General features: G+C 68.6%; 20 protein-coding genes and 1 pseudogene. 8 read left to right on the plus strand and 13 right to left on the minus strand.

Annotated features, from left to right (window positions below; genetic code table 11):
• The 5 genes and pseudogenes from FFS27_RS10380 to FFS27_RS10400 form a co-directional block, all read right to left on the minus strand.
• Window positions 1–259: pseudogene (locus FFS27_RS10380) on the minus strand (biotin-dependent carboxyltransferase family protein); the annotation flags it as partial.
• Entirely contained in the window at window positions 256–969 is a 714-nt protein-coding gene (locus FFS27_RS10385) for a 5-oxoprolinase subunit B family protein (protein ID WP_003132226.1), read from the minus strand. The gene FFS27_RS10385 and the pseudogene FFS27_RS10380, both read right to left, overlap by 4 nt.
• Window positions 966–1,709, minus strand: a complete 744-nt coding sequence (locus FFS27_RS10390; RefSeq protein ID WP_003088826.1) for a 5-oxoprolinase subunit PxpA — start codon at window positions 1,707–1,709, stop codon at window positions 966–968. Before FFS27_RS10390 ends, FFS27_RS10385 begins: the two co-directional genes overlap by 4 nt.
• Before the next feature lie 32 nt (window positions 1,710–1,741).
• Window positions 1,742–2,971, minus strand: coding sequence for an OprD family porin (locus tag FFS27_RS10395; RefSeq protein WP_023101299.1), 1,230 nt, complete (start codon window positions 2,969–2,971; stop codon window positions 1,742–1,744).
• 24 nt (window positions 2,972–2,995) lie between these two features.
• Window positions 2,996–4,267, minus strand: coding sequence for an MFS transporter (locus FFS27_RS10400; RefSeq protein WP_003088828.1), 1,272 nt, complete (start codon window positions 4,265–4,267; stop codon window positions 2,996–2,998).
• 254 nt (window positions 4,268–4,521) lie between these two features.
• Here FFS27_RS10400 and FFS27_RS10405 point away from each other — a divergent pair, with 254 nt between their 5' ends.
• The gene (locus tag FFS27_RS10405) at window positions 4,522–5,475 is read left to right on the plus strand and encodes a LysR family transcriptional regulator (RefSeq protein WP_003088829.1); all 954 of its coding nucleotides are present in this window, start codon (window positions 4,522–4,524) and stop codon (window positions 5,473–5,475) included.
• A gap of 106 nt (window positions 5,476–5,581) precedes the next feature.
• On the plus strand, window positions 5,582–6,379 hold the full coding sequence (locus tag FFS27_RS10410) for a putative hydro-lyase (protein WP_003132222.1): 798 nt from the start codon (window positions 5,582–5,584) through the stop codon (window positions 6,377–6,379).
• Here FFS27_RS10410 and FFS27_RS10415 read toward each other — a convergent pair.
• Entirely contained in the window at window positions 6,364–7,347 is a 984-nt protein-coding gene (locus FFS27_RS10415; protein ID WP_021264726.1) for a hypothetical protein, read from the minus strand. The genes FFS27_RS10410 and FFS27_RS10415 overlap by 16 nt on opposite strands.
• 191 nt (window positions 7,348–7,538) lie before the next feature.
• Here FFS27_RS10415 and ada point away from each other — a divergent pair, with 191 nt between their 5' ends.
• The gene (ada, locus tag FFS27_RS10425; protein ID WP_023101297.1) at window positions 7,539–8,615 is read left to right on the plus strand and encodes a bifunctional DNA-binding transcriptional regulator/O6-methylguanine-DNA methyltransferase Ada; all 1,077 of its coding nucleotides are present in this window, start codon (window positions 7,539–7,541) and stop codon (window positions 8,613–8,615) included.
• A gap of 166 nt (window positions 8,616–8,781) precedes the next feature.
• Here the strand turns inward: ada and FFS27_RS10435 are convergent, their stop codons facing one another.
• The 4 genes from FFS27_RS10435 to bsrA all read right to left on the minus strand — a co-directional run bounded on the left by FFS27_RS10435 (window position 8,782) and on the right by bsrA (window position 11,760).
• Window positions 8,782–9,024 (minus strand): DUF2790 domain-containing protein, encoded by a 243-nt coding sequence (locus FFS27_RS10435; RefSeq protein WP_003088835.1) that lies wholly within the window; start codon window positions 9,022–9,024, stop codon window positions 8,782–8,784.
• 125 nt (window positions 9,025–9,149) lie between these two features.
• Window positions 9,150–10,262, minus strand: coding sequence for a DUF2855 family protein (locus tag FFS27_RS10440; RefSeq protein ID WP_021264728.1), 1,113 nt, complete (start codon window positions 10,260–10,262; stop codon window positions 9,150–9,152).
• Between the two features lie 16 nt (window positions 10,263–10,278).
• Window positions 10,279–10,707, minus strand: a complete 429-nt coding sequence (locus tag FFS27_RS10445) for a nuclear transport factor 2 family protein (RefSeq protein WP_003088837.1) — start codon at window positions 10,705–10,707, stop codon at window positions 10,279–10,281.
• 147 nt (window positions 10,708–10,854) lie between these two features.
• Window positions 10,855–11,760: a LysR family transcriptional regulator BsrA gene (gene bsrA / locus FFS27_RS10450; RefSeq protein ID WP_003122789.1), complete on the minus strand. Its 906-nt coding sequence runs from the start codon at window positions 11,758–11,760 to the stop codon at window positions 10,855–10,857.
• Between the two features lie 125 nt (window positions 11,761–11,885).
• Here bsrA and FFS27_RS10455 point away from each other — a divergent pair, with 125 nt between their 5' ends.
• The 4 genes from FFS27_RS10455 (at window position 11,886) to FFS27_RS10470 (ending at window position 17,203) form a co-directional block, all read left to right on the plus strand.
• Entirely contained in the window at window positions 11,886–13,022 is a 1,137-nt protein-coding gene (locus FFS27_RS10455; RefSeq protein ID WP_073665676.1) for an SRPBCC family protein, read from the plus strand.
• A gap of 36 nt (window positions 13,023–13,058) precedes the next feature.
• Complete coding sequence (locus tag FFS27_RS10460; RefSeq protein ID WP_023096768.1) at window positions 13,059–13,991, plus strand: LysR family transcriptional regulator; 933 nt, start codon at window positions 13,059–13,061, stop codon at window positions 13,989–13,991.
• A gap of 104 nt (window positions 13,992–14,095) precedes the next feature.
• A complete protein-coding gene (locus FFS27_RS10465; RefSeq protein WP_023101294.1) occupies window positions 14,096–15,733 on the plus strand; it encodes a GMC family oxidoreductase in 1,638 nt (545 codons plus the stop codon).
• A gap of 21 nt (window positions 15,734–15,754) precedes the next feature.
• The gene (locus FFS27_RS10470) at window positions 15,755–17,203 is read left to right on the plus strand and encodes an aldehyde dehydrogenase family protein (protein ID WP_023101293.1); all 1,449 of its coding nucleotides are present in this window, start codon (window positions 15,755–15,757) and stop codon (window positions 17,201–17,203) included.
• 35 nt (window positions 17,204–17,238) lie between these two features.
• Here the strand turns inward: FFS27_RS10470 and FFS27_RS10475 are convergent, their stop codons facing one another.
• Genes FFS27_RS10475 through FFS27_RS10485 form a run of 3 tightly spaced genes read right to left on the minus strand, consistent with a single transcriptional unit; the run spans window position 17,239 to window position 19,527 of the window.
• On the minus strand, window positions 17,239–17,874 hold the full coding sequence (locus FFS27_RS10475) for an IbrB-like domain-containing protein (RefSeq protein ID WP_003088853.1): 636 nt from the start codon (window positions 17,872–17,874) through the stop codon (window positions 17,239–17,241).
• The gene (locus FFS27_RS10480) at window positions 17,792–18,304 is read right to left on the minus strand and encodes a GNAT family N-acetyltransferase (RefSeq protein WP_003088854.1); all 513 of its coding nucleotides are present in this window, start codon (window positions 18,302–18,304) and stop codon (window positions 17,792–17,794) included. Before FFS27_RS10480 ends, FFS27_RS10475 begins: the two co-directional genes overlap by 83 nt.
• A complete protein-coding gene (locus FFS27_RS10485) occupies window positions 18,301–19,527 on the minus strand; it encodes a phosphoadenosine phosphosulfate reductase (RefSeq protein WP_023101292.1) in 1,227 nt (408 codons plus the stop codon). Before FFS27_RS10485 ends, FFS27_RS10480 begins: the two co-directional genes overlap by 4 nt.
• Before the next feature lie 853 nt (window positions 19,528–20,380).
• On the opposite strand from FFS27_RS10485, the gene FFS27_RS10490 reads away from it, so the two are divergent.
• A complete protein-coding gene (locus FFS27_RS10490) occupies window positions 20,381–20,932 on the plus strand; it encodes a fimbrial protein (RefSeq protein WP_003120281.1) in 552 nt (183 codons plus the stop codon).
• The last annotated feature ends 19 nt before the right edge of the window (window positions 20,933–20,951 follow it).

Consider the following 20,951-nt stretch of genomic DNA (forward strand, 5'->3'; position numbering starts at 1 on the left):
AGATGGGTATAAGAGACAGGGCCAGGGCCAACCAGCCGTCGGCGTGGCATTCGGCGACGAAACCGCCGAGGGCGATCTCGATCACCGCGGCGTCCAGGGGATTGCCCAGCAGCCAGTTGGCCCAGCCCATGGACAGCCAGTCGAGGGCGCCGCCCTGGGTCACGCCGAGATGGCGGCAGCCGAAGCGGCCGCGATCCTGCAACTGGACCAGCGGGGTGCTCTGGCACACCCGCAGTCCGCCGTGGATGGAGTCGTTCATGCCTGGACCTCCAGGGGCGTGTCGTCGCCGCCGAGGCGGACGAATTCGGCGTGTCCGATGGGTTCGAAACGCACCCGGTCGCCGGCGCGCAGCAGGCTGTAGCCGTCCAGGGTGAGGTCGAACAGGCGCACCGGGCAGCGCCCGAGCAGGTTCCAGCCGCCTGGCGAGGCCTGCGGATAGACCGCCGTCTGGCGCTCGGCGATGCCGACGCTGCCGGCGGCGATGCGTTGCCGGGGAGTCGCCAGGCGTGGCGCCGCCAGGGCTTCCTCGACCAGCCCCATGAAGGCGAAGCCGGGGCTGAAACCGAGGGCGAAGACCCGGTACTCGTGCTGGCTGTGGCGGCGGATCAGCTCGGCGACGCCGAGCTGCTTGCGCCGCGCCAGGGGTTCCAGGTCGGGGCCGACCCGCGGGTCGTACCAGGTCGGCAGGACGTGCAGGCGGCCGCCGTCCTGGCGTTTCGGGCGCAAGTCGGACAGCGCCGCGGCGATCCGCGCGCGGGCTTCGCCGGGGTCGAGCTGGAGCAGGTCGTATTGCAGGAGCAGGGTGGTGTAGGACGGCACCAGGTCGAGCAGGGCGGCGCCGAACGCCGCCCGCAGGTTTTCCTCCGCCGCCAGCAGCCAGGGCATGTTGGCTTCGTCGATGCGCTCGAACAGGCGCAGGACGAAGCTGTCGATGGCGGCCACCTCGATGCGCGGTTGCGGTTGGCTCATGCCGCCTCCAGGGCGTCGCGGATGCGCCGCACCGCGGCCAGCGAGGCGGGGTTGTCACCGTGTACGCAGAGGGTCTGCGCCTCCAGCGCCAGGGCGCTGCCGTCGCTGGCTCTCAGCGGCGCGCCACGGGCCAGCAGGAGGGCCTGGGCGAGCACCGTCTCGGCGTCGTGGTGTACCGCGCCGGGCTGGCTGCGCGAGACCAGGTAGCCGGCGCCGTCGTAGGCGCGGTCGGCGAACGCCTCGAACCACAGCTCGATGCCGTGGGCCTCGCCCAGCGCGCGCGCCGCGGTGTTGTCGCGGGTGCTCATCAGCATCAGCGGCAGGGTGCGGTCGTAGGCCGCCAGTGCGCGCAGCACGGCGGCGAGGATCGCCGGGTCGCGCATCATGTCCTGGTACAGCGCGCCGTGCGGCTTGACGTAGCGTACCCGTTCGCCCTGGGCGCGGCAGAGTCCGTCGAGGGCACCGATCTGGTAGAGCAGCAGGTCTTCCACTTCCTGCGCCGAGCAGGCCAGCGAGCGCCGGCCGAAGCCGACCAGGTCGGGGTAGCCGGGGTGCGCGCCGATGCGCACGCCATGCTCCACCGCCAGGGCCACGGTGCGGCGCATGGTGCCGGGATCGCCGGCGTGGAAGCCGCAGGCGATGTTGGCGCAATCGATCAGCGGCATCACCTCGGCGTCCAGGCCCATGCTCCAGGCACCGAAGCTCTCGCCGATATCGCAGTTCAACAACAGGCTGTTCATGCTGGTTCCTTCAGGTCATTGCTCGCCGGACCTCACCACAGCGCCAGGCTGTAGCTGAGGATCAGGCGGTTTTCGTCGAGGTCGTTGGCGAAATTCGAACGCACCGTGGCGTTGCGCCATTTCACTCCGAGGTTCTTCAGCGGCCCGCCCTGCACCACGTAGCCGAGGTCGGTGTTGCGTTCCCATTCCTTGCCGTCGTTGGCCGCGCCGCGGGCGATGTTGTCGCCGGAGACGTAGCGGCTCATGAAGCTCAGGCCGGGCAGGCCGAGCGCGCCGAAATCGTAGTCGTAGCGCAGTTGCCAGGAGCGCTCGTCGACGTTGCCGAAGTCGCCGATCTGGATGAAGTTGACCAGGTACGGGTCGCTGCCGGCGATGTAGGGATAGGGATCGTCGCCGCTGATCCGCTGGTAGCCGGCGGCCACCGCGTGGGCGCCCAGGCGCAGGCTGAAGAGGGCGCCGAAGGCGCGGTTGTCCAGTTCGCGGAAGCCGCCGTCCTCGCTGGCCCGGGCGAAGCGCAGGTCGCTCTTGAGCGAGCGCTGTCCGCCGAGGTCGAGGGTGTGTACCAGGCCGGCGAAGGTCTGTCGGTAGATGTCCTTGAGCCGACCCTGGTGCAGGCTGGCGGTCAGCGCCGGGGTCAGGCGATAGTCGCCGCCGGCGAAGTCGAAGGCATCGCTGCGCCCGCCGATGCGGTTGGCGCTGAACACCTGGTAGTCGCTGGAGCTGTTCAGCTTGTTGCGGTCCAGGTGCGCGCCGCGCAGGGTCAGGCCGTCGATCTCCTGCACGTCGAGCAGCGCGCCGCAGAACAGTTCCGGCAGCAGGCGGGTGTCGTTGGCCGAGACCAGCGGGCTCTTGAAGTGCAGCGCGCCGACCTTGAGCAGGCTGTTGGAGACCCGCGCCTTGGCGGTGAGGCCGAGCTTGGCGTAGTCGTCCTGGGAACCCCCGGCGGAGCCGTCGGCCGGCAGCAGCCCGGTTCCGCCGCTGCCGCCGCCGGAGTCGAGCTTGAGGCCGAGCAGGCCGATGGCGTCGACGCCGAAGCCGACGGTGCCTTCGCTGAAGCCGGACTCCAGGCGCAGGAGGAAGCCCTGCGCCCATTCGTCGGCGTTGTCGCGCGCGCCGCTCTGGCGGAAGTCGCGGTTGAAGTAGAAGTTGCGCAGTTCGAGGCTGGCGTGGCTGTCCTCGACCAGGTCGGCCTGGGCGAGCAGCGGCCAGCCCAGCCCGCTGCCGGCGAGCAGCGCGGCAGCCAGGCGGGGAGTGGGATGCATGCTGGGGTTTCCTCGGTCGACGGCTCAGAGTTCCAGTTGTTTGCCGCGGGTTTCCGGCAGGCTGAGGGCGGCGAGGATCACCACGCCGTAGGAGACCGCGGCGAAGGCGCCGATCCCCAGGCCCAGCGAGAGCTTCTGGCCGAGCATGCCGATCAGCATCGGGAACAGCGCGGCGATGGCGCGCCCGGCGTTGTAGCAGAAGCCCTGGCCGGAGCCGCGGATGCGGGTCGGGAACAGTTCGGTGAGGAACGAGCCCATGCCGCTGAAGATGCCCGAGGCGAAGAAGCCGAGCGGGAAGCCGAGCCAGAGCATGGCGCCGTTGCTTACCGGCAACTGGGTGTAGAGCAGGACCACGGTGAAGGAGCCGACGGCGAACAGGACGAAGTTCTTCTTGCGCCCGATCAGGTCGGTGAGGAAGGCACTGACCACGTAGCCGACGTAGGAGCCGAGGATCACCATCGCCAGGTAGCCGCTGGTGCCGAGCACGGTCAGCCCGCGCTCGGTCTTGAGGAAGGTCGGCAGCCAGGCGGTGATGGCGTAGTAGCCGCCGAGGGCGCCGGTGGTCAGCAGCGAGGCGCGCAGGGTGATGCTGAGCATGCCGGGGGCGAAGATCTCGTAGAAGCTGACCTTGTCGGCGCCCTGGTTGCGCTGCCTGGCCTCGCGGTAGATCGCCGGTTCCTTGACCAGCCGACGCACCACCAGGACGAACAGTGCCGGCAACAGGCCGAGCATGAACAGCGCGCGCCAGGCCTCTTCCGGCGGCAGCAGGCTGAACATCAGCGAGTAGAGGATGGCGGTGAGGCCCCAGCCGATGGCCCAGCCGGACTGCACCAGGCCGACCGCCTTGCCGCGGTCGCGGGCCTTGATCACTTCGCCGATGAGTACCGCGCCGGCGGTCCACTCGCCACCGAAGCCGAAGCCCATCAGGGTCCGCGCGACCAGCAACTGCTCGTAGTTCTGCGCGAGGCCGCAGAGGAAGGTGAAGAAGGCGAACCAGAGCACCGTCAGTTGCAGGGTCAGCACCCGGCCGATGCGGTCGGAGAGGATCCCGGCGATCCAGCCACCGGCGGCGGAGGCGAGCAGGGTCATGGTGTGGATGAAGCCGGCTTCGCCGGTGCTGATCCCCCACAGGGCGATCAGGGTGGGGATCACGAAGCTCAGCATCTGGGTGTCCATGCCGTCCAGGCCGTAGCCGATCTTGCAGCTCCAGAAGGCCCGGCGTTCCTGCTTGTCGAGGGCGCGATACCAGCCGAAATGACCGTCCCGGGAAGCGTCCGGGCCGGCGTCGAGGGTCATGTGTTTTTCCATGGGGGCACCGATCGTCGTTATTGGTGTTATGAGGATTCGGTGGGCGCCGTCGCACCCGGTGGTCGCATTCTTCGAGGCTGGCCAGCGAGCGTCCAACTAATTTATGCGGCCGCCGGGGATAAGAAATTTCGATGGCGGAGCAGGCCGTCATGCGTCGATCATGTGCCGCCGGAAGGCGGGCGCTGGCATGGAAGCTGCTCGCTCCTGCCACCTTGTGTCCCTTGCCCGTCGGTGCCCGCCACATGAACCTGAAATTCCTCGAGACCTTCGTCTGGGTCGCGCGCCTGAAGAGCTTCCGCCTCACCGCGGAGAAGCTGTTCAGCACCCAGGCTTCCATTTCCAGCCGGATCGCCGTGCTGGAGGACGAACTCGGCGTGAAACTGTTCGTCCGCGACTCTCGCGGCGTGACCCTGACCCCGGAAGGCGACAAGGTACTGGCCTACGCCGAGCGCATGATGGACACCATGCACGCGCTGAAGCAGTCGCTCGACACCGGCGCCAGCACCCAGGGACGGATCCGCATCGGCGCCATGGACACGGTCATCCACACCTGGCTGAGCCCGTTGGTGGCCAGGGTCACGGAAACCTTCCCGGCGGTGGAGATCGAGCTGATGGCGGACACCGCGCGCAACCTCTCCGAGCAGTTGCAGAAGGGCTACCTGGACCTGATCTTCCAGACCGACTCGCTGCGCCACGAGTCGGTGCTCAACCTCGAACTGGGCAGCTACCCGCTGCGCTGGATCGTCTCCACCGGCTCGATCTACCACCGCGACTACGCCTCGCTGGCGGACCTGGCGCGGGAGCGGGTGGTGACCTTCTCCAAGCACTCGCGGCCGCACCAGGACGTGCTCGGCCTGCTGCACGCCAACGGCGTCGCGGCACCGCGCCTGAACTGCGTGAACTCGGTGGCGGCGATGACCCGCCTGCTGCGCGATGGCTTCGGCGTCGGCGCCTTGCCGCCGGCGCTGGTCAGCCAGGAACTGGAACGCGGCGAACTGACCCTGCTGCGCCTCGGCCCGCCGCCGCCGAACCTGCCGGTGGTGGTGTCCTGGCGCGGCGGCACCGGCCTGGAGCTGGTGGACGAAGTGGTGGAGCTGAGCAAGACGGTGCTGGCCGACTACGCGGCCAACGTCGGCCCGGAGTGCATGCTCCTGGCGCCGCTGAAGAAAGGAGTGGGGCGGCTGCGTTCGCGTTGATTCGGATTTTCCGATCGCCCCCGGCGGAAAAATCTCGTTGGACGCTGACCGCCGTCCGCTTCTACAAACCCGCCAACAACCACGTCCGCCAGCGCACGGAGCCGCCATGCCCGAACCGACCTTCCACGAACTCGCGCAACTGCCGCCGCCGGTCCTGCGCCAACTGATCCGCCGCGGCGACTACGCCGGCCATACCAGCGGCCTCGGCCAGCGCCACTTGCAGGCCAACCTGGTGATCCTGCAGAAATCCTGGGCCGACGAGTTCCTTCGCTTCTGTGCCCTGAACCCCCGGGCCTGCCCGCTGCTCGACGTCAGCGAACCCGGCTCGCCGCACTTCGCCCGGCTCGGCGCGGATATCGACGTGCGCAGCGACCTGCCGCGCTACAGGGTGCATCGGCGCGGCCAGGAGCCCGTTGAGGTGAACGACATCGGCGCGTTCTGGGAGGCGGATTTCGTCGCCTTCGCCATCGGCTGCTCGTTCTCCTTCGAACAGGCGTTGCTCGACGCCGGCATCGGCCTGCGCCACCTCGAGCTGGGCCGCAACGTGGCGATGTACCGCACTGCCATCGCCACCCGGCCGAGCGGTCGCCTGGCCGGCCCCACGGTGGTATCGATGCGGCCGTTGAAGGCCGCCGAGGCGATCCGGGCGATCCAGATCACCAGCCGTTTCCCGATGACCCATGGCGCACCGCTGCACCTGGGCGATCCGGCGCTGATCGGCATCCGCGACCTGGCGCGACCCGACTACGGCGACCCGGTGCCGCTCGCGGCGGACGAGATCCCGCTGTTCTGGGCCTGCGGAGTCACGCCCCAGGCGGTACTCGCCGAAGCCCAGCCGGAGCTGTACATCAGCCACGCGCCGGGGCACATGCTGGTCAGCGACCGACTCTACGACGAACTCTGAGAGGCGTCGTCCTTCGCCGGACCGGGGATGATCGCCAGGTGGCGCAGGGCGTCCGGCTCCAGGCTGTAGCTCTTGCCGCTCGGCGCCTCGACGAGCCGGCCGAGGGCGTAGAGGGTGAAGTAGCGCACCGTTTCGGCGCAGCCGAGGATGTCTTCGAGGTAGCGCCGATGCGGATAGGCCTGCAAGGTTTCCGGGGCGACGTAGAGGAATACCGGCTTGCCGTCGATGCGGTCGCGGAACTTGAAGCGGAAGCCTTGCGGCCGGTTCGGCGAGCCGTAGCGCTTGGGCAGCAGGTCGGCGCCGCCGTAGAACACCTTGCCGGCGCTGCCCGGGGTGGCATAGCCGATGTGCTGGAAATAGGCGCGCAGCGCTATCCGGCCGAGGCCGCTGATGTGGATGTCCAACTGCTTGAATTCTTCCGCCGGCAGTTCGGCGCGGGCCTGGCGGAAGGTGTCGACGAGCTGTTCGAAATCGCGGGTGCGCCGCCGCCGTTGCGTTCTCTGCCGAGGCGCGGCGGGAGCGTCGGCGCGCACTGCGGCGGAGGCCGGCGGCTGTTCCTCGGCGTCCGGGTCCGCTGGTGGCGGCGCGGCTTCCTCGGCGATGGCCGGATCGAATTCCTCGACGTAGGCGTCCAGCTTGTCGCGGATGCGCCGCTGGCCGGCCTCCTCGGCGGATTCGCCCGGGCGCAGAGCGTCCTCGTCGTCCTCGACGAACCACTCGCAGTCCGGCAGGTGGGTGGAGTGCGGGAACTTGCTGAAGTGCGCGGCCTTGCGGGTGTCCTGCGGCAGCTTGTCGTAGTTGCTCGCCGATACCTTGATCCCCTGTGCCCGGCACGCTTCGCTGGAGCAGAGGAAGTCGAAGCGTTTGCGCGGCTCGGCCTGGGAGAAGTATTCGCGGCGGGCACTGGCGATGGAGATCACCCGATCCAGTTGCACGCAGTAGGCCAGTGCTATCCGTTTGAACGCCATGTTCCCAGTCCTTCCGCCGGTTCGAGCGGGCCATTATGGCGCCTGGCGATGGGTAGGCAAGCCGGCGGCCTCCCGCGCCTGCCGAAGCCGGGCGCACGGCCTCGCTCGAATTCAAGCGCAAGAACCGGAGTTCTTGCGCTTGAACGGCGAATTAGTCTGCGGGCATCATCCGCTCCCACAGGGGAAACGCCATGAGCCAGCAGCCCGATCCTTGCAACGCCTACCACACCGACGAACAGCGCTGGGCCGCCGTGCTGGCGCGCGACGCGGCGGCGGACGGGGCGTTCGTCTATGCGGTGAAGACCACCGGGGTCTATTGCCGCCCGAGTTCCTCGGCGCGTCGGCCCAGGCGCGAGAACGTCGAGTTCTTCGCCACTGCCGAGGCCGCCGAGGCCGCCGGCTATCGGCCCAGCCGGCGCGCCGCCGGCGACCGCAGCCTGGCGGCGGAGCAGCGCGCCGAGCGGGTGGCGCAGGCCTGCCGGATGATCGAGACGGCGGAGACGCCGCCGGCACTGGAGGCGCTGGCCGCCCGACTGGGCATGAGTCCGTTCCACTTCCATCGTCTGTTCAAGGCCGAAACCGGCCTGACGCCCAAGGCCTACGCCTCGGCCTATCGTGCCCGGCGCCTGCGCGAGCGCCTGGGCCAGGCATCCGCTTCGGTGACCGAGGCGATCTACGAGTCCGGTTTCAACTCCAACAGCCGCTTCTACGAGTCCTCGTCGCAACGCCTCGGCATGCGCCCGCGCGATTACCGCGATGGCGGCGCCGGCGCGGCGATCCGTTTCGCCATCGGCCAGTGCTCGCTGGGCGCGATCCTGGTGGCGCAGAGCCAGCACGGCATCTGCGCGATCCTCCTCGGCGAGGAGCCGGAGCCGTTGCTGCGCGAGTTGCAGGACCAGTTCCCGCGCGCCCAGCTGCTCGGCGGCGACGCCGACTTCGAACGGCTGGTGGCGCAGGTGGTGGGCTTCGTCGAGTCGCCTCAACTGGGACTGGACCTGCCGCTGGACGTACGCGGTACGGCGTTCCAGGAACGGGTCTGGCAGGCACTGCGGGAAATACCGCCGGGCAGCACGGCGAGCTATGCGCAGATCGCCGAACGGATCGGCGCGCCGCGAGCGGTGCGCGCGGTGGCGCAGGCCTGCGCGGCGAACCGGATCGCAGTGGCGATTCCCTGCCACCGGGTGGTACGTCGCGACGGCGACATTTCCGGCTACCGCTGGGGCGTGGAGCGCAAGCGCGAACTGCTGCGCAGGGAAGAGCGGGATTGAGCCAAACGCCAGGCGATACGCGGCCCGGAATGCAAAAAGCCCACTCGATGGTGGGCTCTATGCAATGGGGCGCTGGTCCTTCAGCTGGTTCCAGTATCCATGTCAGCGGTGAAAATTTCGTGAAATGAAACGACAACCCTGACCGTTCGTCCTTTCCTCCGTCGTTTCATTCGTCGCTGCACGCACGCGCTTGCTTCAGGTAGTGCAACACCTGGCGCTCGCCGTGGGAGTCCAGGTACACCAGGGTGGCGCGCACCACCTGGCAGGTATCGCTGGGCGCCTCGTCGACGCTCAGCACCCTGGCCACGTCCAGCGGCATGCCGTAGACGTAGTCGGCAGTCGCCGCACCGGCGATGGCCGGCACCAGCAGTAGTGCGACGCAGCAGAGGTAGAGCTTGGCTCGGTTCATGGACGGTATCTCTCCATCCCCCCGCGAAGCGACGGCGCAAGGGCGCCGCCGACGCCATGGGTGGAACCCGCTTCGTCGTTCGCGACGGGTTCGCCACCTCCGTCCAGCAGTATAGAACGGCGGCCTCAGCCGCCGTCGAGGGAAAGGATGTAGCCCAGTTGCGGTGCCGAGCGCCCGGCCAGCAGGTCCTGGTAGACCTCCAGCACCTCGCTGCCGCCGACACCGTGGCGGACCTGGATCCAGGCGCCGACGAAGGCCGAGAACTCGCCCCAGACTTCCGCCAGGCGCGCCTGGAACGCCGCGCCGCCCCAGTCCTTGAGGCGTTTTTCCGCCTGCGCCGGGGCGAAGAACAGCTTCGGCGTCGGACCCGGCAGCGCCTTCGGCAGGCCACCGCGCTGGTCCCAATGGGCGGCGCCGACCAGGCAACTGTAGCGCAGGCGGTCGCCCAGGCGCTGGTGCAACTGGCCGAGCAGGGCGCCGTTGCCGGCGAAATCCACGCTCAGCGCGTCTCCGCTGGTGTCCAGTGCGTCCAGGCGGTCGTAGGCCAGGACCTCGTCATAGCAGCCCAGGCCTTCGACGAAGGCGCGGTTGCCCGCGGAGGTCAGGCCGACGATGCGGTAGTCCTGGCCGCGTTGCGCACGATTGCGCTGGAGGAGGAAGGCCAGGCCGATGGCGGTCTTGCTCGAGGCACTGCTCAGCAGCAGGTCGGTGGCGCCGAAGAAGGCATGCTCGGCGAGGAAGTCGTCGAGCAGGAACGAGGTGGTGAACAGCGGCCGCAGGAGCATCTGCAGGGCCTCGTCGGAGGCCCGGTAGAGCGGGTCGCTGCTGCAGCGCAGGTACTGGTTGTAGACCGACGGGAGGTTCCGGCGGTGCTCGCTGGCGTCGACGAAGCCGCTGCCGCGGACCTGCGCCGGCGCGACCAGCAGGTGGCTGGCCATCGGATAGTAGCCATAGAAGCGCTCGCCCGGTTCGACCCCCGGGCAGCGCGAGGCAAGCACCTCGGCGAAGCCCCAGACCGGGACGATGCCCAGCCCCTCGCCGGCCGGGAAGAGCTCCCAGTAGCGCAGGGCATCGCCGAGGGCGGCATAGGTGACGTTGTTGGCGGTCAGGGCGAACTCGCCGACCGCCAGCAGCGCCTGGCCTTCCGCCAGCGCCTCCGGGGCGGGCAGGTTGCGCGTACGCAGGGCGGCGGTGGCGAGCTGGCGACGCTCGACCACGACTTCGGTGATGCGGGTCATGGCAGGTTCCTCCGCCTCAGGCCTTGCTCGCGGCCAGATAGGGCGCCAGGCGCCGGCCCATTTCCTCGCCGAGGGCCTGGAGGCCGCTCATGGGACGGACCATCACTTCGAAGTCGACGATCCGGCCGTCGTCGTCGAAGCGAATCATGTCGATGCCTTTCAGTTCGCGTTCGCCGACCCGCGCGCTGAACTCCAGCACCACGCTGCGGCCGTCGGCGCTGGCCAACTGGCGGTGATAGGCGAAATCCTCGAAGACCGTGAGCACGGTATTCAGGATCATCGAGACCACCGGCGCGCCGGCATACGGCTTGTGCGCCATCGGCGAGCGGAACACGGCGTCGGGATGCAGCAGGCGCGGCAACCCGGAGAGGTCGCGGCGGGCGATCAGCCCGTGCCATTCGGCGAGGGTGGCGGCGGCGTTGGCTTCGAGCGGCAGGCTGGTCATACGGTGGCTCCTCTGGCGGGTGCTGGACTGTATCCCCGGGGCGGCCGGGGACCGGCAGCGGGGCGCAGCCTCACCATAGGGCGCGGGAAAGGCCTCGCTCAATGATCGAAAGTGACGGAAGACTGATCCTGGCGCGCAACCTGCGACTCAGCCCTGTTCGATCTGCACGATCTGCTCGCGCAGCCATTGCAGGCCGGGCGTCGCTTCCTGCTGGCGATGCCAGATCAGGTTGACCTGCACCGGAGCCATCTCGAAGGGGACGTCCGCCAGTTGCAGACCATGGCTGCCGGCGAAACGCTCGGCCAGGCGGCGCGGCACGGTGCCGAGCAGCTCGGTGCTGGCGACGATGGCCGGGATGGTCAGGTAGTGCGGCACCAGCAATTGCACCCGGCGCTGCACCCTGGCCGAGCCGAGGACGATCTCCAGCGGACTGCCGCGACCCACCCGCGGCAGGATCGAGACGTGCTGCGCGGCCTCGTAGGCGGCGCGGTCGAGGCCGCCGCGGAAGGCCGGATGGCCCTGGCGGCCGATCACCACCAGGCGTTCCTCGCCGACCGGCCGGTAGGCCAGCTCAGGCTCGTCGAAGTACAGGTAGTCGATCGCCAGGTCCAGTTCGCCGCTGGCCAGCTGCGCCGGGATCGAGGCGCCTTCGTCGGGCCGCACCTCCAGCGTCACCTGCGGGGCCAGGGTCTTCAAGCGGGTCACCAGGCCCGGCAGCAGGCGCAACTGGGCATAGTCGTTCATCGTCAGGCGAAAGGTCCGCGCAGTGTGCGGATCGAAGGTTTCCTGGGAGCCAAGGCCGGCCTGCAGCAGATGCAGGGCCTGGCGCACCGGCACGTACAGGGCGAGGGCGGCGGCGGTGGGTTCCAGGCCCTTGGCGGTGCGCCGGAACAGCGGCTGGTCGAGCTGTTCGCGCAGGCGGGCGAGGGCGTTGCTCACCGCCGGCTGGCTGCGATGCAGGCGGATCGCAGCGCGCGACAGGTTGCGTTCGCGCATCAGGGCATCGAAGACCAGAAGCAGGTTGAGGTCGAGCTGCTGCAAGTTCAGCTTCATGAATAATCCTCATTCTATTTATCCATTACCCTGATAAGACTGGCATCGCTACACTCGAATGCAAGCCCTTCCGCCCCGGCGGATCGGCCCGGTTCGCGGCCCAGCCAATAACAATCACACGCGAGATGCCGACCATGTCCTTCGATCCCCAACCCTTTCGCCAGCAGTACCGCGCGGCCATCCGGCCCGGCTACAACCCCTGGCTGCACGCCGGCTTCGTCCTCGCCTACGGCGGCGCCTGGATCGTCTTCTTCCTCTCCCGGCTCGAGCAGCCGAGCCTGCTGGAATGGCTGACGGTGCCGGCCGCGCTGGTGTTCTTCAACTGGGGCGAGTACCGCATCCACAAGTCCCTCGGCCACCACAAGCACCCGCTGGGGCGGATGTTCTACAAGCGCCATACCGGCGACCACCACAGCTTCTTCGTCGCCGGCCAGATGCGCTACGAACAGGCCCGCGACTGGCGGGTGATCCTGTTCCCGGCCTGGCTGGTGGTGGTCTTCAGCCTCGGCGCGCTGCTCGCCTGGAGCCTGCTCGGCCTGCTGAACGACAACCTCGCCGCGCTGTTCGCCGCGACCCTGCTGCTGGGCTACCTCAGCTACGAGATCTTCCACGCCTGCGAACACCTGCCGCCGGAGCATCCGCTCAGCCGTCTGCCGTGGATCCGCCACATGCGCCGCCTGCACGAACTGCATCACCGTCGCGAGCTGATGCAGACGCACAACTTCAACCTGGTCTTCCCGTTGATGGACTGGTGCTACGGCACCCTCCACTGGGAAGCGGAAACCGCCGAGGAGCGCGCCATGACCCGCATGCAGCACCGAATCGAGATCGCCCGCGGGCCCGAGGCGACCCTCGCCTACGCCGCCAGCCCGGCACTCTGGCCGGAATGGCATCCCTCGTCGTTGCGGGTCGACGGCGCCTCGGGCCCGCTGCCGGCCGGCGCGCGCTTCGAGGAGGACATCCACGCCGGCGGCCGCGCCGGGCACTTGTCCTGGACGGTGGTCGAGTACCAGCCGGGCCGCCTCTGGCGCGCCAACGCCCGTGGCGACCACGGCCTGCACCTGCGCCTGAGCTACGAATGCCAGCCGAGCGCGGCCGGCACCCGCTTCGTGCGCACCCTGGAATACCGCTTCGATGGCTGGTCAATGCGCCTGGCCAACCTGTTCCTGCTGCGCCGGCGCATCGAGCGCGAGTCGGAGGAGTCCATGCAGCGCCTGCGCCGGGTCGCCGAGGCGCGGATAGCGGCGGCGGAAAGCGTATGATCGGGGGCCGCGGGGGCGGATCGCAGAAGGACACCGATGAACAAGTTTGCCGAAATGACCACCTTCGTCAGCGTGGTTGACGCCCGTAGCTTCTCCGAAGCCGCCCGCCGCCTGGGCACCACCAAGTCGCAAGTCAGCCAGCGGATCCAGCAACTGGAGAGGCGCCTGGGCCGGGTGCTGCTGAACCGCACCCGGCCGCTGAGCCTCACCGACCCCGGTCGCACCTACTACGAACACGCCTGCCGCCTGCTACAGGAGCTGGAGCAGGCGGAAGCCTCGGTGCTCGACGCCGACGACGACCTGCGTGGCCAGTTGCGCCTCTCCGCGCCGCTGGCCTTCACTCCGCGCTACCTGGCGCCGCTGCTGGCGCGCTTCGCCGAGCGCCATCCGCAATTGCGGGTGGACGTGCAGGCCGACGATCGTTTCGTCAACCTCCAGGAACCGCGCTTCGACATGGCCCTGCGCATGGGCCGGCTGGACGACTCCTGCCTGGTGGCGCGGCCGATCACCGCCAACCGCCACCTGCTCTGCGCCAGTCCCGCCTACCTGGCGCGGCATGGCGTGCCGCAGCATCCCGAGGAATTACAGGCGCACGACGGGCTGGTCTACTACAACCGCGAGCCCGGCGGCATGCTCTGTCTGCCGGTGGACGGCGAACCGGCCTCGTTCCGCATCCGGGTGAGGATGCGCACCGACTCCGGGCACCAGTTGCTCGAAGGTGCGCGCGCCGGGCTCGGCCTGGCGATCCTGCCGAGCTTCCTGGCCGCCGATGCCTTGCTGGCCGGCGAGCTGCTGCCGGTCCTGCCTGGCTACTCGCCGGACGGCGGGCAGGTTTCCGTGGTCTACCGCAAGACCCAACGGACGCCCCGGAAGATCCTCGTCCTCGGCCAGTTCCTCGAAGAGGAAATCGGCGATCCGGCGCCCTGGGACCGCGCGCTCATCGAGCGTGGCCTGTTGCCGCCGGGCTGAGTTCGGAAAAACCGAACCAGCGGTTCGCCTTCCGCTGTCTGTCGCCGAGGGCGCGCCGGGCATAGCGTTGCTCCCGTCAATCGATCTGGATACGGGAGAACCCCATGCACCAACCCGAAAACCCGGCGCGCCGCACCTTGCTGGCGCAGACCGTCGCCGGCTCCGCCGCGCTCGCCCTGGGCTCGCTGCTCGGCGGCGCGCCCGGCGTGGCCAGCGCCACGGCGGAAACGCCCCGCAAGGCCTTCGATGGCGGCAGGATCGATGTGCTGATCGTCGGCGGCGGCTCCGCCGGCGCGGTCCTCGCCCGGCGCCTGAGCGAGCGCGGCGACCGCCGGGTACTGTTGCTGGAAGCCGGCCAGGCCTATCCGGCCTGGGACTACCCCAGGATCATCGCCAGCAGCGACAGCGTCGGCGGCGACCCCGCCAGCGACTGGGGCTACCAGTCCCAACCGGGGGCGATCGGGCATCCGATCCATGCGATCCGCGGCAAGGTCCTCGGCGGCAGCTCGGCGATCAACGGCGCGGTGGCGATCCGCGCGCGGCGCGAAGACTTCGCCCGCTGGAACCTGCCGGGCTGGTCCTACGACGACCTGCTGCCGGCGTTCCGCCGCCTGGAGACCCGCCAGGGCGGCGACCCGGCCCTGCACGGCGGGGACGGACCGCTGCCGGTGCGGCAACTGAGCCGCGCCGATCTCTCGCCGATGCAGAGGGCCTTCGTCGACGCCACCCTGGCCAACGGTTTCAAGGCCATCGCCGATTTCGACGGCGCCGACGCCAACGGCGTCGGGCCGTACCCGATGAATGTCGTCAACGGTGTGCGCGTCAACACCGGCATGGCCTATCTCGACAACGCCGTGCGCGGCCGCGCCAACCTGTCGATCCGCGGCGACGCGCTGGTCGACCGGGTGCTCTTCGAAGGTAAGCGCGCGGTGGGCGTGCGCCTGGCCTCCGGCGAGGAAATCCACGCCGGCGAAGTGATCCTCAGCGCCGGCGCCTACGGCAGCCCGGCGATCCTGCTGCGCTCCGGTGTCGGCCCGGCCGACGAGCTGAAGGCGCTGTCGATCCCGTTGCTTGCCGACTTGCCGGTGGGCCGCCGGCTCAAGGACCATCCGTTCTACTACAACGCCTATGCCGCCCGGCCGGAGCGCATCGGCGCGCAGTCGCCGGTGATCGGCGCCAAGCTCTGGACCCATAGCTCGCGGGCGCAGAACGGCGAGCTGGACCTGCACATCACCGCCACCCACCTGTTCCCCGCCGAAATGAGCCCGACCGGGGTCGGTTTCGTCCTCGCCGTGGCCCTGACCCGGCCGCAATCGCTGGGCAGCGTGCGTCTGGCCAGCCGCGACCCGGCCGTCGCGCCGCTGATCGACCTGAACTTCCTCGCCGAGGCCGAAGACCGCGCGCGGTTGCTGGAAGGGGTCAAGCTGGCGCGCCGGATAGGCCGCAGCGAACCGCTCGCCGGGCTGATCCACGCCGAACTCGGACCAGGGCCCGAGGCACTCAGCGATGCGCAGATCGAAGCGGCGATCCGCGCCACCCTCGATACCTACCACCACCCGACCTCCAGCGCGCCGATGGGCCGTGCCGGCGAGCGCTGGGCGGTGGTCGACCTGGAGGGCAGGGTGCATGGCCTGCAAGGATTGCGGGTGATCGACGCCTCGATCTTCCCCGATGCCATTTCGGTGGCCACCAACATCACCACCATCGCCGTTGCCGAGCACCTCGCGCAGCGCATCGCCTGACCGACCCAGGAGAACTTGCAGATGAACGGACACGCCAGACACTGGATCGACGGCGCATGGCTCGATTCCGCGCAGCGGGGACAATCCTTCGACCCGGCCAGCGGCCAGCCGATCGGCACCTACGCCGACGGCGGGCGGGCCGAGGCCGATGCGGCGATCGCCGCCGCTGTGCGCGCCTTCGAAGATGGTCCCTGGAAGGACGACCACGCGCTGCGCGCGACAGCCCTGGAGGAAATCGCCGCGGCCTTCGAGCGGCATGCCGATGCGCTCATCGACCTGCTTGCCCTGGAGAACGGCAAGATCAAGCCCGAGGCTGCCTTCGAGGTCGGCATGGTGCCGGGCAAGCTGCGCTACTACGCCGGCCTGGCGCGCAGCGAACGGGGCGCCAGCGGCACGCCGCGCCCCGACGTGGTGTCGCTGGTGCTGCGCGAGCCGATGGGCGTCGCCGGCATCATCGTGCCGTGGAATTCACCGGTGGTGCTGATGATCCGCTCCCTGGCGCCGGCGCTGGCCGCCGGTACCACCACGGTGGTGAAGATGCCGGGGCAGACCGCGCAGACCAACGCCCTGGTCGCGCGGATCATCGCCGAAGCGCCGTCGCTGCCTGCCGGGGCGGTGAACATCTTCAGCGAATCGGGTTCCGAAGGCGCCCGGCGATTGATCGACGCGGCCGAGGTGCCGGTGATCAGCTTCACCGGCTCGAGCGCCACCGGACGAGCGATTTCCGCCTCCGGCGCGCGGCACCTGAAGCGCTTCGGCCTGGAACTGGGCGGCAAGACACCGCACCTGGTGTTCGACGACGCCGACCTGGACGCCGCCTTGCCCGTGCTGGAGAAGTCGCTGACGGTGTTCGCCGGGCAGTTCTGCATGACCGGTTCGCGCCTGCTGGTGCAGCGCGGCGTTGCCGAACGGCTACGCGAACGCCTGGCGCAGCGCCTGGAAAACCTGCGCGTGGGGCCGGCGGCGGACCCGCGCAGCGACATGGGGCCGCTGATCGACAAGGCCAACGTCGAGCGCGTCGAGCGAGCCGTACGCCAGGCCATCGCCGCCGGCGCGCGGGTGGTGGTCCGCGGCGGCCCGGTAACCGAGGGCGAGCTGGCGGCCGGCGCCTTCTACCGTCCGACCCTGCTGGAGGTCGATGATCCGGACCTGGACATCGTGCAACAGGAAACCTTCGGACCGGTGCTGACCCTGCAGGTATTCGACCGCGAGGAGGAGGGCGTCGCCCTGGCCAACCGCAGCGAGTACGGGCTGGCGGCCGGGGTCTGGACCCGCGAGGTCGCGCGTGCCTTCCGGGTGGCGCGGAAGATCCGCGCCGGCACCGTGTGGATCAACGACTGGGCCAAGGTCTACGACGAATTCGAGGAGGGCGGCTACCGCCAGTCCGGCCTCGGCCGGCTGAACGGGGTCGCCGCCCTGGACGACTTCGTCGAGTACAAGCACATCAGCCTGACCACCGGCGCGGCCTGAGCCTGGGCGAGCGGTGCGGCCGACGGCGCCGCCCGCTACTCCCAGGAGCGGGAATACACGTGTTCGCGGAACAGCTCGGGCAATCCGGAAACCTGCTTGAAACGCAGCACCTCGTCATTGTCCATGCCCAGTTCGCGGGCCACGTCGGCCTCGCTCCAGCCGGCCTTGAGCAGGGTCACCACGATCGCCGTCATCGGCAATACGCCGTGCACGCCGCGTGCTCGGTTGTGGCGGATGGTGGCGGCGATGCGCTCGCTGTCGCCTTCGCGCCCGGCGCGTATCGCGGCGATCGGCAGGTAGCCGTGCAGACGCTGGCGCAGCGCGCCCTTGGCGCTGCCCACGCGCAGGCGGTGGAAGCCGTCGACCACCTCGTAGCGCCCGTCGGCCTGCGGATAGGCGACGATGGGCTGGGTGAATCCGTCGGACTCGATGGACAGCCTCAGCAGTCGCATCTCCGGCGGCGCGACGGTATTGGGGTTGTAGTCGTTGCCGGCGACGCGCTCGGCACGCACCCACTGCACGCAATCGACCGGCTCTTCGGCGAACGGACTGTGCGCGTGGAGCAGCCGGCGGATCCGGTTGATGGCTTCAATCCGCTCGGCAAGCGGCAACCCGTGCAGTTCGCCGAACAGCGCCTCGGCCCGCTCCGTCAGTGTCTTTGTCTGTGCCATGGGCTTTCCTCATGAGCGTCACCCAGCTACCCCGGGTGGAATGCACGGCGAAGCCGTGCGGTTCGAGAAGGCGCGCGCAGGCCTGGGGCGCGCGGGTGGTACAGGCCAGCCCGAGTTGGTCGACATGTCCGAGGACCCGCTCGCGCAGGGTGCGGAACAGCCCGCGACCGCGCGCTTCCGCACGCAGGTAGGCATCGCGCAGGCGAACCACGTCGGGATGTTGCTCCAGGCTGACGAACCCCAGTATCCGCGTGTCCCCCTGGCGGCGGAGCACGAACCAGCGGTGGTAGGGACCGTCGCTCAGCGGGTAGCCGCCGCATTCGCGGCGCACCCGGGCGCTGGCGAAGAAGCGGCCCATGCTGGCGAAGAAGGCGGCCTCGTCGTCGAACGAGCGCCACTGCAGGATCTCGCAGTCTTGCGGGCGGATCACGAGCGCTTCTCCCGACCGGGGACCAGTCTGTCGATATCGGCCTGGGAGAAGCCGAAGGACAGCGAGCGGGCCATGTCCTGCTTCAGCAGGGATAGCGCGATACGCCGCCAGGACGGCTGCTTGCGACGATTCTCCAGGGCCGGGATCCCCGCGTCCGGCCAGATGGCAAGGGGATAGTCGTGCTGCTTCCACCAGAGGATGAAACGCTCGATGCGCCGCTGGTAGATGCCGCGCAGAGGCGGCGGCATGCTGCGCAGGAGGAACTGGCTGTACTCGCGCCAGGTGCCGAAGGAGGGCGGCAGGCCAAGGCCGCCACGGTAGCCGAGGAAGCGCTGGCGACAATAGCGCGCCCCATAGTTGGCGCCGGCGACGCGCCGGACTACCTTGAACCAGGTGCGTGGCTCGATCCGGTGGAACAGGTCGAGGCCCTTGCGCTGGTCGTCGCCATAGGGCTGGCAGATGCGCATCTGCGAGAACGGCACGCCGGCGCGGTACATCTGGTCGTAGAGGCGGTTGTAGGCGTAGCCATGGTCGGCGACGCAGCGCCAGAGGTCCTCGAAACGCCAGTCGTAGATCGGGAAGAAGCTCACCGCCTGCGGGTTGGCCCGGTCGCGCGCGCTCCAGGCCAGCGGCGCGGAGCCGCCCGGCGGCGTCCAGGCGCATTGTTTCGCCCGGCTCCTGCGCTTGACCGCCAGGTAGCGATTGAGCGATTCGTCCGAACGGATGCCAACCAGGAACGCGGTAGGCATCTCCCTGGCCAGCCAGGCGTTGAAGCCGGCGACGAACTCCTCGAATTCCATGCGGTAGCGGTAGAAGGGAAAGAACCCCGGGTCGCTGATCACCCCTGGGTGCTTCGGCAGCGGGCGCACCCAGTCGGCCTCGGCGCCGGGCTCCCAGCAGCACCAGTAGGGTTCCTCCAGGCTGGAGGCGTTGCGCAGGTTGAGTGGCAGGCAGACCCACCAGGGGCGTACGTCGGGACGCCCGAGCATCTCGCTGACGTGATCGATGGTGGCCTGGTACTGCCCCTCCAGGTCGATGAACAGTACGTCCACCGGGCTGCGTCCCAACTCGCGTGCCACGTCCAGCGCCAATTGCAGGGTGACCGAGCTGTCCTTGCCACCGGAGAAGGCGACACAGACGCGCTCGAAGTTCCGGAATACCAGTCGGAGGCGGGATAGGGTTGCGGCATGCACATCGGCATCCTGGTAATGCTTGCCTGCCATGGGTGCGAACCTCTTCTTTTAATAACTATTGAGGGAGACCGTTGCGACGACGGTCCATGTGCAATGTTTGTTTCGGAGTTTCTCCAGGCTATTTTTTCGAGAGTCGCGGCAGCCGGCACGTTCGGCGACGTTGGACTCCGAATCAGTGGATAACGGAAATATGTCCAGGCACTTGGTAGAGCGACGACCAACAGGCCCGACAACTGTCGTGCAGGAACTTTTTCAATGCTAGGCGAAGCCGTGGTTCGAGTTGTTGACTTGTCGCAAGACGGATTCTCCGAACAGCATCGGCGCAGCGCCCACTTGCAACGAGAGTGCGCACGCCGCCGTTGGCACTCGTCTGCGCACCGGACTTCTGAGCGGCGGCGGAAAAAGCTTGCTGCGCAAGGAGAAGCGCCTGCGGGTGAACATGGAAATTGCCCGGGAAAAGTCGACGGTAATTATTCGTTGAATAACAGGGAAGTGCATACTTCCAACTTGGAAGTTAACTGCATGGCACCATCCATGCATTACACGGATGGCGGTTTTTATTATAAGTCCAAACTGGCGAAGACAAGCAAGAGAGGCCGGGATGCCAGAGTTCCATAGTCGGAAATACAAGCGTTGCAATGTCGACGGATAGCGCGAAGAGGCGGCGGTACCCTGCGAAAAGAGGCAATTCCCCGAATGGCGGGCACTCGAACGGATTTATAAGTCCGCCGTTCGGCGTTCACCTCGACGCCTGTGCACGGGATACTTATATCGGTGGTTCGCACCACTGATTATCGATTTGAACTCGTTCGAGTCTTTACCGCGTTCCCGGCCGAAATAAAAGGCGGGTGGACGATTATTGCCTCACACAAGGAACATAGGCATGACCAGAACTTCGAACCCATGCGCAGTGGTATTGGCCTTTGCGGCAATTGCCGCTTCGGGAACCGCGATGGCGGCAAACACTATCACATTCAGCGGCGAAGTGACCGACCAGACCTGCCAGGTCGCGGTCAACGGCTTCACCGACCCCACGGTGATCCTCGACAGCGTACCGGTGAGCGCCCTCGATGGCGCAGTGGGCCGCAGCGCCGGCGAAACCGCCTTCACCCTGCAACTCACCGATTGCGTCGCGCCGACGGCCGACGAGCATTTCACCACCCTGTTCCAGGCCACCAACCCCAGCGCCGCCGGGAATCTGGTGAACACCGCCGCCAGCGGCGCGACGGGCGTGGCGTTGCAATTGCTCGATAGCGTCGGCGGCAACCCGGTCGACCTGGCCGGCGGCGCGGCGGTGCCCGCCGGCGACATCGTGCTCGCCAACGGAGCCACCAGCACCAGCTACGACTACGCGGTGCAGTACGTCTCCGAAGCGGCGACCGTGACGCCCGGTCCGGTACTCGGCGCCGTGACCTACACGCTGCGTTACGAGTGAATGCCGGCGGCGCATGCGC

Origin of the sequence: Pseudomonas sp. 2VD (genome assembly GCF_005503585.1) — a bacterium.
Classification (GTDB): domain Bacteria; phylum Pseudomonadota; class Gammaproteobacteria; order Pseudomonadales; family Pseudomonadaceae; genus Pseudomonas; species Pseudomonas aeruginosa.

Bases quoted from the DNA above. Each gene is read 5' to 3' on its own strand.
- FFS27_RS10470 (WP_023101293.1), top strand. From the start codon at position 15,755: ATGAACGGACACGCCAGACACTGGATCGACGGCGCATGGCTCGATTCC.
- bsrA (WP_003122789.1), bottom strand. From the start codon at position 11,760: ATGAAGCTGAACTTGCAGCAGCTCGACCTCAACCTGCTTCTGGTCTTC.
- FFS27_RS10435 (WP_003088835.1), bottom strand. From the start codon at position 9,024: ATGAACCGAGCCAAGCTCTACCTCTGCTGCGTCGCACTACTGCTGGTG.
- FFS27_RS10395 (WP_023101299.1), bottom strand. From the start codon at position 2,971: ATGCATCCCACTCCCCGCCTGGCTGCCGCGCTGCTCGCCGGCAGCGGG.
- FFS27_RS10405 (WP_003088829.1), top strand. From the start codon at position 4,522: ATGAACCTGAAATTCCTCGAGACCTTCGTCTGGGTCGCGCGCCTGAAG.
- FFS27_RS10460 (WP_023096768.1), top strand. From the start codon at position 13,059: ATGAACAAGTTTGCCGAAATGACCACCTTCGTCAGCGTGGTTGACGCC.
- FFS27_RS10390 (WP_003088826.1), bottom strand. From the start codon at position 1,709: ATGAACAGCCTGTTGTTGAACTGCGATATCGGCGAGAGCTTCGGTGCC.
- FFS27_RS10410 (WP_003132222.1), top strand. From the start codon at position 5,582: ATGCCCGAACCGACCTTCCACGAACTCGCGCAACTGCCGCCGCCGGTC.
- FFS27_RS10475 (WP_003088853.1), bottom strand. From the start codon at position 17,874: ATGGCACAGACAAAGACACTGACGGAGCGGGCCGAGGCGCTGTTCGGC.
- ada (WP_023101297.1), top strand. From the start codon at position 7,539: ATGAGCCAGCAGCCCGATCCTTGCAACGCCTACCACACCGACGAACAG.
- FFS27_RS10445 (WP_003088837.1), bottom strand. From the start codon at position 10,707: ATGACCAGCCTGCCGCTCGAAGCCAACGCCGCCGCCACCCTCGCCGAA.
- FFS27_RS10385 (WP_003132226.1), bottom strand. From the start codon at position 969: ATGAGCCAACCGCAACCGCGCATCGAGGTGGCCGCCATCGACAGCTTC.
- FFS27_RS10490 (WP_003120281.1), top strand. From the start codon at position 20,381: ATGACCAGAACTTCGAACCCATGCGCAGTGGTATTGGCCTTTGCGGCA.
- FFS27_RS10440 (WP_021264728.1), bottom strand. From the start codon at position 10,262: ATGACCCGCATCACCGAAGTCGTGGTCGAGCGTCGCCAGCTCGCCACC.
- FFS27_RS10415 (WP_021264726.1), bottom strand. From the start codon at position 7,347: ATGGCGTTCAAACGGATAGCACTGGCCTACTGCGTGCAACTGGATCGG.
- FFS27_RS10465 (WP_023101294.1), top strand. From the start codon at position 14,096: ATGCACCAACCCGAAAACCCGGCGCGCCGCACCTTGCTGGCGCAGACC.
- FFS27_RS10455 (WP_073665676.1), top strand. From the start codon at position 11,886: ATGCCGACCATGTCCTTCGATCCCCAACCCTTTCGCCAGCAGTACCGC.
- FFS27_RS10485 (WP_023101292.1), bottom strand. From the start codon at position 19,527: ATGGCAGGCAAGCATTACCAGGATGCCGATGTGCATGCCGCAACCCTA.
- FFS27_RS10400 (WP_003088828.1), bottom strand. From the start codon at position 4,267: ATGACCCTCGACGCCGGCCCGGACGCTTCCCGGGACGGTCATTTCGGC.